Annotated in this window: 11 protein-coding genes; 2 read left to right on the forward strand and 9 right to left on the reverse strand. The window is 59.2% G+C overall.

The features are described from left to right. The 5 genes from HMPREF2562_RS03685 to mqo form a co-directional block, all read right to left on the reverse strand. Window positions 1-1,040 (reverse strand): cobyrinic acid a,c-diamide synthase CobB (locus HMPREF2562_RS03685; RefSeq protein ID WP_070549639.1); only part of this gene is annotated, 1,040 nt, incomplete at its 3' end. After that, window positions 1,034-1,654 (reverse strand): cob(I)yrinic acid a,c-diamide adenosyltransferase, encoded by a 621-nt coding sequence (cobO, locus tag HMPREF2562_RS03690; protein ID WP_042389270.1) that lies wholly within the window; start codon window positions 1,652-1,654, stop codon window positions 1,034-1,036. The genes cobO and HMPREF2562_RS03685, both read right to left, overlap by 7 nt. Beyond that, entirely contained in the window at window positions 1,635-2,312 is a 678-nt protein-coding gene (locus tag HMPREF2562_RS03695; RefSeq protein WP_224784241.1) for a vWA domain-containing protein, read from the reverse strand. The genes cobO and HMPREF2562_RS03695 overlap by 20 nt, the downstream gene beginning before the upstream one ends. A 106-nt stretch (window positions 2,313-2,418) precedes the next feature. Continuing rightward, complete coding sequence (locus tag HMPREF2562_RS03700) at window positions 2,419-3,570, reverse strand: magnesium chelatase ATPase subunit I (protein ID WP_048735587.1); 1,152 nt, start codon at window positions 3,568-3,570, stop codon at window positions 2,419-2,421. Between the two features lie 93 nt (window positions 3,571-3,663). After that, window positions 3,664-5,160 carry a malate dehydrogenase (quinone) gene (gene mqo, locus HMPREF2562_RS03705; protein WP_049170803.1) on the reverse strand — a complete coding sequence of 499 codons (1,497 nt, stop codon included), beginning with the start codon at window positions 5,158-5,160 and terminating at the stop codon, window positions 3,664-3,666. Between the two features lie 163 nt (window positions 5,161-5,323). Here mqo and HMPREF2562_RS03710 point away from each other — a divergent pair, with 163 nt between their 5' ends. Continuing rightward, window positions 5,324-6,364, forward strand: coding sequence for an alpha/beta hydrolase (locus tag HMPREF2562_RS03710; protein WP_049170801.1), 1,041 nt, complete (start codon window positions 5,324-5,326; stop codon window positions 6,362-6,364). Between the two features lie 67 nt (window positions 6,365-6,431). Beyond that, on the forward strand, window positions 6,432-7,871 hold the full coding sequence (gene mtr, locus HMPREF2562_RS03715) for a mycothione reductase (protein ID WP_049170798.1): 1,440 nt from the start codon (window positions 6,432-6,434) through the stop codon (window positions 7,869-7,871). Here mtr and HMPREF2562_RS03720 read toward each other — a convergent pair. The 4 genes from HMPREF2562_RS03720 to HMPREF2562_RS03735 form a co-directional block, all read right to left on the reverse strand. Further along, complete coding sequence (locus HMPREF2562_RS03720) at window positions 7,868-9,331, reverse strand: cobyric acid synthase (RefSeq protein ID WP_049170796.1); 1,464 nt, start codon at window positions 9,329-9,331, stop codon at window positions 7,868-7,870. The genes mtr and HMPREF2562_RS03720 overlap by 4 nt on opposite strands. A 3-nt stretch (window positions 9,332-9,334) precedes the next feature. After that, entirely contained in the window at window positions 9,335-10,246 is a 912-nt protein-coding gene (gene map / locus HMPREF2562_RS03725; protein ID WP_049189666.1) for a type I methionyl aminopeptidase, read from the reverse strand. A gap of 68 nt (window positions 10,247-10,314) precedes the next feature. Continuing rightward, entirely contained in the window at window positions 10,315-12,162 is a 1,848-nt protein-coding gene (locus HMPREF2562_RS03730) for a penicillin-binding transpeptidase domain-containing protein (RefSeq protein ID WP_049189667.1), read from the reverse strand. A 59-nt stretch (window positions 12,163-12,221) separates the two neighbouring features. Next, entirely contained in the window at window positions 12,222-13,454 is a 1,233-nt protein-coding gene (locus tag HMPREF2562_RS03735; RefSeq protein ID WP_070549640.1) for a M50 family metallopeptidase, read from the reverse strand. Window positions 13,455-13,665 lie beyond the last annotated feature (211 nt).

Consider the following 13,665-nt stretch of genomic DNA (forward strand, 5'->3'; position numbering starts at 1 on the left):
CCACCGAGATCTTCAAGCAGCCAGAGCAGCCCCGCGCATTCGCCGTGGATCAGCGCACCATCGTCGGCAGCCTGACGTAGATCGCGGCGAATGTCATCACGAATAGATAGCGCGTCGGCATGCTCTTCTGGGAATCCACCGGGCACGATGTAGCCTTCGGCTTCCGGCAGTTCGTCAACCAATGGGTCGAAATCCACGACCTCGGCTCCAGCGGCCTGCAATAGCTCACGGTGCTCTGCATAGGTAAACGAGAACGCAGGACCCGCCGCGACCGCCACGCGCACGCGGCGATTAAGAGCCAGCGGTGCAACGAACTGTGCAGGGGCCCATGGTTCAGCTGGATAGGGCTGCCGGGCAAGCTGGATAATCCGGTCGATGTCGATGTAGGTTTCCACCAAGTTGGCCATCGATTCAATGACCGCTTCTAGCTGCTCACCCTGCTCGACTGCAGTGACCAGCCCCAAATGCCTGCTGGGCACCTCAATATCAGTCACTCGCGGAATAGCGCCGAGCACCTCGACCCCCATGGCCTCCACAGAACGGGTAATGATGTCCGCATGCCGCGGGCTGCCCACCTGATTAATAATCACGCCACTGACACGGACGTCAGTGCGAAGCGTGGAGAAACCGTGGACAACAGCCGCCGCCGACTGCGACATATGCCGGGCATCAATCACCAACACCACCGGAAGGCCCAACAGTGAGGCAATCTCAGCCGTCGAGCCCTCCACCGATAGCGGGTCGTCACCAATGCGGCCGTCGAAAAGCCCCATAACCCCTTCGACCACCGCAATATCGCTGTCGGCAGCTCCATGTGCGTAGAGCGGCCCAATCATCTCAGGCGCGCACATAAAGGAATCCAGATTGCGCCCGGGACGACCAGCGGCTACCCCGTGATAGCCAGGATCAATATAATCGGGTCCGACTTTGAAAGGTGCCACCGCGTGACGACGCGACAGTGCACGCATCAGCCCCGTGGAGATTGTCGTCTTTCCCGTGCCTGAAGCTGTCGCCGCGATGACAATTCCAGGCGCTACCACTCGATGCCCTTTTGTCCCTTACGTCCGACATCCATCGGGTGCTTAATCTTGGTCATCTCCGTCACCAGATCCGCGACCTCCACGAGCTTCGGATCCGCATCGCGGCCAGTCATCACCACATGCTGGCGGCCGGGACGGTTCCTCAATGTCTCCACCACATCGTCGACATCAATCCAACCCCACTTGATTGGGTAGGTGAACTCGTCGAGGACGTAGAAGTCGTGCACCTCATTTTCCAGGCGCCGTTTAATCTCCTGCCATCCCTCGGCAGCAGCTGCCGCATGGTCCTCCTCAGTGCCCTGCTTACGCGACCAAGACCAACCTTCGCCCATCTTGTGCCATTCGACCGGGCCGCCTTCCCCCGTGTCGTCGTGAAGCTCGCCCAACCGGCGCATGACAGCTTCCTCGCCAACCTTCCACTTTGCCGACTTTACAAACTGGAAGACACCGATATTCATCCCCTGATTCCACGCGCGCATCGCCATACCGAATGCCGCGGTGGACTTGCCCTTACCTGGGCCCGTATGCACCGCAGTAATCGGAATCATGCGACGCTGCCTGGTGGTCAGTCCATCGTTGGGAATTGATTTGGGGTCAAGCTTTCCTTGTGCCATGGTCTCGATGATAGGCATGGACCACGCCCGCCACGGCTTCGGCATTGAGTTCGGAGAGATTTATGCAGGTCGCACCCAATTCCACGCTGAGTTCCTGTGCCAGCCCCAGCCGCACGCGAGAGCGCTCACAGTCGATAACCACCGTCGCCGCCAACGCTTGACGACGGATCTTTGCGGCCACAGCCCTCGCCTGCTGCAGGCCATTTTTACCCGTTGCTCGGCCGTCGGAGAGCAAGACCATGATTGCGCGCCGTGTGGGCTCCCTATGGGCTTCCCGAACTACCACTTCGTGTGCCTTCAGCAATCCTTCGGCCAATGGAGTTCGGCCACCAGTGCGGACATCTGCGAGGCGACGTACTGCGGTGTCGATAGACTTCGTCGGCGGTAAAACTAATTCGGCGTTATTTCCGCGGAAAGTAACGACAGCGACTTTATCGCGGCTTTGGTAGGCATCACGCAGCAGCGATGTGACCGCGCCGGTGACGGCTGCCAGACGGTCGCGTGCTGCCATGGAACCCGAGGTGTCCACGACAAAGACGACCAGATTGGACTCAGTTCCCTGTCGAATAGCGCCGTGAACGTCCTCCGGTTCCAGGGGAATCATGGAGTCGCCCATGCGGGCGCCACGATTGGCCGCCGCCAGCACTGTCGCCGGCACGTGGAGACCATGGCCTCCCCGCTCGGCACCAATGGTGCTGCCCCGCGGGCCAATGGCCTTGGAACGCCGACCGGAATCCCCTTGGCCGACACCGTCAACGCTGATTTTACGAACGGCGAAAGGGGGCGCCTTCAGCGGCGCGACCTCCCTTCGATCCCGAGGAATTCGACTGTTGTGGCTCCTGAGGTTCGGAGTTGGAGTCGAACTGGGAGACCTGCTCAGCATCGGGCTCTGGATCCGACTCCGGACTCGACTCTGGCTGATTCTGGTCATCTCGGAACTGCTCCTCTGCATCCTGCAGAGCATCGTCGAGCTGTTCCTGGTCCAGTCCTGGTTCATCAAAGGGGTCACGGCGACGACGGTGCGGCAGTGCCATTTCCGCAGCTACCTTAATGTCTTCCGCAGTGATCTCAATTGGATTGCCGGGTGCCGGCTGCGCCGACTCGTCCCCGGCTACTCGCCAGGCAGCGTGAGCGCGGGCGGTACGTGCAATGACGATGTCGGCACGCATCCCGTCCACATCAAAAGCAGCGCACACTGTGGCAATTTGACCAAGAATGTTGGGGGTCAATTCGACGTCGTCAAGCAGTGCGCGCGCGCGATCGATGCGAGCGTGTAGCGCATCGTCGTCGGCGGCGAACCGCGTGACAAAGCTCTCCGGGTCGGCGTCAAAGTCGAGGCGGCGGGCGACGATTTCCGCGCGGACAGCCGGATCCTTGGATGCGGTGACGTCGATGGCGAGCCCAAAGCGGTCGAGAAGCTGGGGACGCAATTCGCCCTCTTCCGGGTTCATCGTGCCGACCAACACGAACCTGGAGGTTGCGGAGTGCGAGATACCATCGCGTTCAACAACCACGCGACCGGTGGCTGCGGCATCGAGCACGGAGTCAACGAGATGATCCGGCAGCAGGTTAATCTCGTCGACATAGAGAATGCCACCGTCAGCCGCGCTGAGTAGTCCCGGATTGAACTGTGCGTGTCCGGTAGTCAGGACGGTCTCCACATCGATGGAGCCTACGACTCGATCTTCCGTAGCGCCGAGTGGCAGGTTTACCAACGATCCGCTGAGAAATGGCGCCAACGCGCGGACCGTAGTGGTCTTGGCTGTGCCCTTCTCACCGCGGATGACGACACCACCAATCTCCGGGGATAGCGCGGTCAGAATCAACGCAAGCTGTAGTCGCTGCTGCCCGACGATCGCAGTAAAAGGAAAAGTGGGCTCTGTTTGTGCAGTGGTCGCTGACGTGATTTTTTCCATAAGCACAGTTCTACCCCACTGCGAACGGATGGCTCACAGCGGGGTAGAACAATGTTGGCTTAATTGAACTCTTTGAAGCTCTTCAGCGAGTTACTAGCGCTCCAGCTTCAGGGTCTTCTGGGAAGCCTCCCAGACCTCCTTGAACAGAGCCGGGTCATCAGCCAGGTGCGTACCGTAGGACGGGACGAGCTCCTTCAGCTTCGGAGCCCACTTGCCCATGTGACGGCCGAAGCAGCGCTCAATCAGGCTAATCATCACAGCCGGAGCGATGGAAGCGCCCGGGGATGCACCCATCAGGCCGGCAATGGTGCCGTCCCACGAGTTGATGACCGCGGTACCGAACTCGAGGGTACCGAAGACCGGAGCCTTCATCGGCTTAATGACCTGGACGCGCTGACCAGCGACGATCAGCTCCCAGTCCTCTGGGCGAGCGTTCGGGACGTACTCACGCAGGGACTCAATACGTGCGTCGAAGTCCTTCAGAACCTCAGTAATCAGGTACTTGGTCAGCCCCATCTCCTGGACACCAACACCCATCATGGACGGCAGGTTGGCCGGACGCAGAGACTTAATCAGGTCCAGGTTGTTACCGTTCTTGAGGAACTTCATGTTCCAACCGGCGTACGGGCCAAAGAGCAGGCCGCGCTTGCCGTCGATAACACGGGTGTCCAGGTGCGGAACGGACATCGGCGGCGTGCCGACGGAAGCCTTACCGTAGACCTTGGCGTCATGCTTAGCAATGACTTCCTCGTTGGTGCAGCGCAGCCACTGGCCGGAGACCGGGAAGCCACCGAAACCACGAATCTCGTTAATACGAGCCTTCTGCAGCAGCGGCAGTGCGTCACCGCCGGCACCGACGAATACGAAGTTGGCAACCAGGGTGCGAACGTCCTTGGTGTGCAGGTTCTTCACGGTGACGATCCACTTGGAACCGTCGCGCTTCAGACCGGTGACCTCGTGTCCGTAGCGAATCTCAGTACCCATATCGGACAGTGCGGCCAGGTACTGCTTGGTCAGTGCACCGAAGTTAACGTCCGTACCATTCGGGTTACGAATAGCGGAGACCGGCTTGGAGAAGTCACGGCCCTCGGACATCAGCGGAAGGTACTCAGCGAAACGGTCCGGATCTTCAATGAGCTCCTGACCGTGGAACAGCGGCTCCTTCTCAAGTGCCTCGTAGCGACGACGCATGAACGCCATCTGCTCCGGCCCCTGAGCGAAGGTGGTGTGATCAACTGGGTTGATGAATTCCTTCGGGTCAGTCAGGGTGCCGTTTTCAATCAGCGAGGTCCACAGCTGGCGGGAAACCTGGAACTGCTCATTAATGAGCTTAGCCTTGGTGACATCGACCTTGCCGTTCTTCTCCGGCGTGTAGTTCAGCTCGCACAGAGCAGAGTGGCCGGTACCAGCGTTGTTCCACGGGGAGGAAGACTCCTTGGCGGGCTGATCGAGACGCTCGAACAGAACCTGTGACCAGGATGGCTCGAGCTCCTTGAGCAGCACACCCAGCGTCGCACTCATTACACCTGCACCGATGAGGACGACGTCTACCTCGTCGCCACTGGAAGCAGGAAGCTTGTTATCAGCCATTTTGCTGTCAACATCCTTACTAACTTGATTAGTGATTCAAACTAGCGCTCGCTCACATGCGCGCACACAACTAAAGACGCAAAAGAGAGCTACCGTCTCAGTCCATAATCTATTGTGGCACACATTCCCACTACCCCCGGTAATCGGCGCTAGGCTTGACCCTGTGACTACCGATATTCCCGATTTCGTTACCCCCACCTTTAACCCCGATAACCTAGGCGAAGACTACAGCCAACATGTCATCGAACTCGGCCAGGATCCCGACGGTGAGGGATCCGTACACGCGGTATTGGTCCGCTACTGCCCCGACTCGTCGGCAAGCGACTTCCAAAAACGTCCGGCGGTTCTATGGATTCACGGGATGTCGGACTATTTCTTCCAGAAGCACGTGGCGGAGCGGTACCACGCCGAAGGCTACGCCTTTTACGCTATTGACCTGCGTAAGTGCGGGCGCGCACACCAACCGGGGCAGACTTGGCATGGCTGCAGCGATCTAACGAATTACTTCGAGGATCTCAACAGGGCACTCGCAGTGTTAGACCACGCCGGTCATACAACTGTCACTGTTAATGCGCACTCCACTGGTGGTCTCATTGCCGTGCTCTGGCTCGATTGGTTACGAAGCACAGGCGGCCATTGCCCGCAAGCACCCAATATTTCCGTCACAGCTGCCGTCTTGAACTCACCGTGGCTGACTCTGCACGTTTCCCGGGCAAAGGCTCCCGTGTACTCGCTGGTGACTCGCGTTATGTCGCGGATTCGCCCTAACAGTCTCATTCCGGTGCAGTCTGCGGGCGGCTATGGCAAATCCATTAGCGCCGACCACCAGGGACGCTGGGAGTACAACCGCACTTTCAAGCCGCTGGCTGGCCATGACAAGAACTGGCGTTGGCTCAATGCCATCATCGTCGGCCAGCAACGTGTCAGCCGCGGTATCGATACCGGCGTGCCGACGCTCGTTCTCCACTCGGACAACTACCTTCTCGGTTCCGACTACACACCGGAACTCAGCCGCGTTGACTCTGTCCTCAACACTGAGCAAATTGCCGATGCCACTGCCCACTTGGGACCGCAGGCTCGCAACGTCGCGATTCCGGGTGCTCTCCACGACGTGTATCTCTCCGCACCCGAAGCACTAGACCGCGCTTTTAATGAGACATTCCAGTTCCTTGCCACAGTCAATCCAGGAGACAGCTCAAAATAGGAGCACAGAATAGGAACTCGGAATAAATCAGCATTCAGTACGGTTGAACCAAACTAGTTTGACCAGAATGCTAGGAGTGCTTGTGACCACTGAGAATTCGCCTGAGACTACCCCACGCCACTACGACGTCATCATTATCGGAACCGGGTCCGGCAATTCCATTCCAGCCCCGGCCTACGACAATGTCCGTATCGCTCTGGTGGAGGAAGGACGTTTCGGCGGTACTTGCCTCAACGTTGGGTGTATTCCCACCAAGATGTTCGTTCTGGCCGCTGATGCCGCCCGCAACATCCGCGAGGCCAGCCGCCTGGGCGTGCACGGCACCTTCGACTCCGTTGATCTCAAGCAAATCCAGGATCGCGTTTTTGCCCAGCGCGTCGACCAGATTGCCGACGGCGGCGAGGCATACCGCCGCGGGGACGAGACTCCCAATATCGATGTCTACGACCGCCACGCAACGTTCGTCGGCCCTCGCACTATTCGCACCGGCATCGGCGAGGAAACCGTCGACATCACAGCCGACAACATCATCATCGCTGCAGGCTCCCGCCCTCACGTTCCGGGCCTCATCGCAGACTCCGGGGTCGATTACTACACCAACGAGAACATCATGCGCGTCGACAAGCTTCCGCGCGAAATGATCGTCGTCGGCGGCGGCTACATCGCTAGCGAGTTCGCGCATGTCTTCGCATCCTTCGGCACGAAGGTGCACATGCTGGTGCGCTCCGATGTCATGCTGCGTGGCTCAGACGCCGCTATCTCCGAGCGCTTCCACGAGGTTGCCTCCCGCGACATTGACATCCGTATGAACACCTCCATCACTGAGCTCTCCCAGGAGGGCGAGATCGTCACGGTCACGCTTGACGACGGCACGGAGCTCGCAGCCGATGCCCTGCTCGTGGCAACCGGACGCATCCCCAACGGTGACCGTATGGACCTTGCAGCCGGTGGTGTGGCGATGCACGACGATGGTCGCATCAAGGTTGACCAGTACGGCCGCACCTCTGCCGAAGGTGTGTGGGCGCTGGGCGATGTCTCTAGCCCGTACCAGCTGAAGCATATTGCCAACCATGAGGCCAAGGTTGTCTTCCACAACGTGCTGAATCCGTCGGACCTGCGCGAATTTGACCACCGCTACATTCCGTCGGCAGTCTTCTCACATCCGCAGATTGGTCAGGTCGGTATGACCGAGGATGAAGCTCGCGCCTGGGCTGCGGAAAATGGCACGGACATTACCGTGAAGGTACAGAACTACGGCGATGTCGCCTACGGCTGGGCGCTGGAGGATCGCGATGGCTTTGCCAAGTTGATTGCGGACCGCGCCACCGGCCGCCTGCTGGGTGCGCACTTCATCGGCGAGCAGGCTGCCACTCTAGTGCAGCAGTGCATCCAGATGATGAGCTTCGAGATGGATGTGCGCGAAGTTGTCAAGGGCCAGCACTGGATTCACCCAGCACTGCCAGAGCTGATTGAAAACGCAATCCTGGGCCTGGAGTTCGATAACTAGCCCAGCTGTTCAATACCTGTGGCCTGGGCCAATGCGGGCCCAGCCAGGTACTCCTCGACTGCATCGGCCAACAGGTCGATCTGCCGCAGCCGTTCTTCGGCAAACGAAGTATTAGAGCTGACCTCAAAGCCGTCTCGACCGACGGCAACTGCGACTTCGCTCAGCAACTGACGGCGCGCCTGATCATTTTCCAGGTAGCCGTGGCGGTGCGTACCCATCACCATGCCACGCCGCGCCCCTTCTTCAGGCTCAGTGATAAAGGGCGCCTCGCTGCTTCGCACAACCTGTCCATTGTGGACTTCGTAAGAGCCATCCGGGTGGCTCACCAGCGTCTTCGTCCCCGCGAATTCAATGTCGGTATCGAACACTCCAAGCCCGTTCACTGTCCCGGCTACCGACTCCACCGAGTCAGTGATGGTGGTGCAGAGCATTTGGAACCCACCGCAGATGCCAATCAGCGGCAACCCCCGGGCAGCTCGGTTCTCCAGCACGTCGTCAAGCCCACGCTCGCGCAACCACTTGAGATCGGCGACCGTCGACTTCGTCCCGGGCAACACGACCAGGTCGGCGCGAGCAACGACCGACGGATCGACCGTCCACTGCACGTGTACCCCTGGTTCACAGGCAAGCGCTTCGATATCGGTGGCGTTGGACACGCGCGGCAAGCGAATGGCGGCCACGGACAACGTTTCCGTACCCAGCGGTGCGTTCGCCGGCCCTACCGACGCACCAGCGACTGTACCGAGCGAATCCTCCGCATCGATCCACAGCCCCGGAATAAAAGGCACTACGCCGAGTACGGGCACGCCGGTGTGCTCGCGCACCACGTCCAATCCCGGTGTCAACAGCGAAACATCGCCCCGGAACTTGTTGACGATAAAACCGGTAATCCGCGCGCGGTCTTCGCGGCTCAAAATTGCATGCGTGCCGACGAAATGTGCAAGCACCCCACCGCGGTCAATGTCACCGGCGACCACAACCGGCAGATCAGCGAGCTCTGCCAACCCCATGTTGGCGATGTCTGACTCTCGCAGATTGACCTCGGCAGGACTACCAGCGCCTTCACACAGGACGACATCGAACTGCCCCCGCAACTCTTCCAATGTCTCCGCAACTACTCCGCGCAGCGCTTTTCTCCGCGACCGGTACGTCAGAGCGCTCACATGCCCATCGGCTTTGCCCTTGACCACCACCTGACTGGTGTGGTCCGAGCCCGGCTTGAGAAGCACCGGGTTAAAGGAGACATCCGGCTCCAGCCCACAGGCCAACGCCTGTAGAGCCTGCGCGCGCCCAATCTCGCCGCCGTCGAGCGTGACAGCGCAATTGTTGGACATGTTCTGCGCCTTGAAGGGCGCGACCTTCACGCCGCGGCGCGCGAGTAGCCGACACATGCCGGCGACCAGAACCGACTTACCGGCATCTGAGGTGCAGCCGGCAATCAGAGCTGCAGGGGCCTGCACGGTTTAGGCCTCGGGCTTCCAACCAGTCTGGAACTGGCCTGGCACGTTCTGCTCATCCGGCAGAGTGAGGATTTCATAGCCGTCGGAGGTCACCAGCACCGTGTGCTCGAACTGGGCGGTGAACTTGAAGTCATCATTCTGCACAGTCCAGCCATTATCCCAGATGTGGTACGGCAGCTCACCAAGGTTAATCATCGGCTCAACAGTCAAGGTCATGCCCGGCTCGAAAATGGTGTCCTGGCTCGGCTCATCGTAGTGGAGAACGATTAAACCATTGTGGAACGTGGTACCGACACCGTGACCGGTGAAGTCCCGAACGGTGTTGTATCCAAAACGCTTAGCGTAAGACTCGATTACGCGGCCGATGACATTAATCTCACGGCCCGGCTTGATGACCTTAATGCCGCGCATGGTGGCGTTGTAAGTGCGCTCCACTAGCTGGAGGTGCTCCTCCGAGACATTGCCCGCGAGGAAAGTCGCGTTGGTGTCACCGTGGACGCCGTTCTTGTATCCGGTGACGTCGACATTGACGATATCGCCGTCTTCAATAACCTGAGTGTCCGGAATACCGTGGCAGACAATCTCATTGAGAGACACACAGCACGACTTCTCGAAACCGCGGTACCCCAGCGTGGACGGGTAGGTGTCGTGATCCAACAGGTACTCGTGCACCACCCGGTCAATCTCATCCGTGGTCACGCCCGGAGTTACGGCCTTGCCGGCCTCCACCAACGCGTTGGCAGCAATGCGAGAGACCTCTCGCATATTTTCAATATCTTCCGGAGTCTGTACCAGCGGCTCGCCGACGCCTTCCTGAACCTCGTCCTTCCAGGCGTACTCCGGCCGTTCAATATGTGCCGGAACAGTGCGAATTGGCGTGGACTTTTGCTGAGTAAGTGGAGAACGCTGAGTCATGGAACATACTCTACCCCTACCCCCGGATTAGCCTTTCGGCCTGTGCCGGTTTCGAAGCCAGAAATGCTCTAGCCCTCGTCTCCTGAACCTTCATCCATATTGGCGAAGAAGGCATCGGTAATCGCCACCGCATGTTCGGATCCACCACCACCGACGATGAGCGTGGCGAAGGCCAAGTCATCTCGATAGCCAGTGAACCAAGCGTGCGAGCCGCCTCCATACTCGGCCTCACCGGTCTTGGCGTAGACCTCACCGCGTCCGGCAATGGCCGAACCGGTACCGGAGGTCACCACCGCCCGCATGAGTGAGCGAATCTCATTCAAAACCTCAGGTGGAAGTGGCTTCGATGTCTGCGACTGCCACGTTCCCGCGCTTGGCACGAGTGACGGCGTCGGAGTGCGCCCGGCCGCCACCGTCGCGGAAACCAGTGCCATGCCAAACGGGCTGGCCAAGTCATTGCCCTGTCCATAGCCCGCATCGATACGCTCGACTTCATCACTGCCATCAGACACGCTGCCGGTAATAGTGTCGAGGCCCGCGATGTGATAGTTGATGCCGATGCCGAAGTTCTTGGACTCCTCCTTGAACTGCCCTGGCTCCAACTTGTGAGAGATGTTGCCAAACGTGGTGTTACAAGACCGCGCGAACGCATCGCTCAGCGAGGTATTCCCGACACCACTTCCGTTGTAGTTGGTGACAATACGCGGCCCGATCTCCATCGAACCTGGGCACGGCACAGTCGATCCCGCATTTAGCCCCTCGTGCTGCACACCTGCGGCGGCAGTAACAATCTTGTACGTCGATCCCGGCGGGAACTGTCCCATCAGCGCAAGGTCGCCGTCCTTATCTGCTTCCGCTGTCTGTGCTACCGCCAGAATCTTGCCCGTAGACGGCTGCACAGCCACCAGCATTGCCTTAGCATCTTGCCGCGTATCGACGGCCTTTTGCGCTGCGTCCTGCACCTTTTTACTAATCGATGCCTGCACCGCCGGGGCTACATCCGGAGACACCTCATAGAGCGTGCCGACGACTGCTCCGCCCTCGTTGGCCGCCACGATATTCCAGCCATCGGCACCGTGATCACCAGTGTCCACTAGCCTTTCCACACGGCTCATCAAATCAGGCGCAAACCCCGGGTCGGGTCGCACCATCGCTGCTTCATCGTTAACAGAAATTCCGTCAATGTCCGCGAGCTCATCCTTGACTCGCTGCGGCGTGGATGCCGGCAGCACAATCAGTGAAAAGTTACCCTTCCCACCAGCTGCCTGCTCCCCTATAGCGCGCGCGTCAAGCTTCGGACCATCTTCCGGCATTTCATTATTGATGACCGTCGCCGCCCGGTTAATCGACGACTGCACATTCTCCGCCCCATCACGATTGAGAATTACCCGGTGCACAGTCCCCGGCTCAAGCAAGGCCGCACCGTCCGAACCAACCACAGACGGACGTGGAGCTGCGATAGTGCGCAATTCTGGGTGCTGATTACGCCCCAGCTGTGGATGCAGGGATGCTGGCGACCAGCGCAACGCCCAATCCCGTTGCCCAGCCTCAGTCTTGGTCAGCGTGAAAGTGGTGTCATATCCCCAGCGTCGCTGATGCGGCAGCTGCCAATTCATGGTGACTTCGGCCGAGGACTGATTCGAGCTGGTATCGATACCCTCGATTTCATAGTCAAGCCCCTCCGGCTGAAGGCCGTCGGTGGCCGCATTCAGATCCCCCTCAGCGGAATCCGGATGATCGGTCAGCGCCGCCGCCTTAGCGACATCCCCTCCCGCCAGCGCCCCAAGGAATTCCTCAAGCACCTCGCGCCCGGTGTCAGGCCGCGGCGTACACGCGGCGGATGACAACACCAGACCCGTGATTGCCACAGCCGAGATACTGCGAAGCAGGGGCTTGCGGCGCGAAGTTTGTTCCATGTGGGCTGACGTTAGCACCGCTTTGCTTTACGACGACGCTGGCGCGCCGCAACCTGCTATCAGCGGTTCAGCACAATTGGATTGACCACGTCAGCAGCCATAACCAGAACGCCGAAGACCAGCAAAACTGCGGTAAAGGCCATAGTAATTGGCATGAGTTTGGTGTAATCGGCAGGCCCAAGCGCAGGCTTACCGAACGCCTTGCGAATCAGGTCGCGGATGCGCTCATAAATAACAACGGCGATGTGGCCACCGTCGAGTGGCGGCAACGGCACGAGGTTGAACACGGCCAGGAAATAATTGAGGTTAGCCAGCAACAGAAAGAATGAAGGCCACTGGTTCATCTCCACCAATTCACCACCGGCACGCGACGCGCCGACGACACTCATTGGGCTGGCCGGGTCACGCTGAGCACCAAAGATAGAGGCGACCACGCCGGGAACCTTCTCCGGAATGGAGAGCAGCCCGTTCCAAACCGCCCCGAAAAGGCTGCCTGTGAAGCTGGCCGCACCGCCGATGGCAGTCACTGCGTTGTACTCGTGAAGGATGGTCTCTGGTCGCTGGAAGGCGATACCAATTGCTGGCTGGTCGATGTCCTGCCCGTCGTTAGTCTTGCGTTTGACGACTTCCGGGGTGACCGTGACCGTCTGGGTGCTGCCATTGCGGTCGATGGTCATTTTGATGTCGCCACCTGCAGAGCTACCGATGAGAGACACAGCCTCGGGGTAGGACGTGATCTTGGTGCCATTGATCTTCTCAATCACATCTCCGGCACGTAGCCCTGCGCGCTCTGCAGGACCGGAACCAGTGCAGGGCTCCAGCGTGCCGTCGGCACGCTGTGCCGGCGAGACGCACTGCACCGCCTGAATGCGTGGCGCCATTTCCTTACCCATGTTGGGCAAACCCCACGTCACGGCAATGAAGTAAAGAATGATGAATCCAACGATGAGGTTCATTGCCACCCCACCGAGCATCACGATAATGCGCTGCCACCACGGCTTCTTGTACATGGCGTAGGGTTCTTCGGCAGGATCGATTGGATCCATAGCGGTCATACCTGCGATGTCGCAGAATCCGCCAAACGGAACTGCCTTTACTCCATACTCGGTGTCATGCCCTCCTGCCGCAGCGTGATGCCGCTTGAAGGAAAACAGCGTTGGGCCGAAACCAATGAAGTACCGACGCACTTGCATTCCACACAGTCGAGCTGCGGTGAGATGGCCCCATTCGTGAAGGGCGATTGTCACCGCGATGCCGATTGCGAAGAGTAAAACTCCAAGAAGAAATGTCACGAGTGCTCACCCTACCCCCACTTTGGGCAAACGAGCACACCGGCGGAGAGTTTCCGGCCGGGCGAAGTCCCAATTTCAGCAAGTTCTAAGGTATCCTTACACCCGATACTCAAGATTGTCTGAAAATGCGCTCAGTCGCTTTCAGCAAAATCGCAGATAGACTGAAGTGCATATAGAGTGCAATTCGCCGAAAGTGTTTACAGGAGGACTT

The organism is Corynebacterium sp. HMSC077G07, from assembly GCF_001809225.1.
Classification (GTDB): domain Bacteria; phylum Actinomycetota; class Actinomycetes; order Mycobacteriales; family Mycobacteriaceae; genus Corynebacterium; species Corynebacterium jeikeium_D.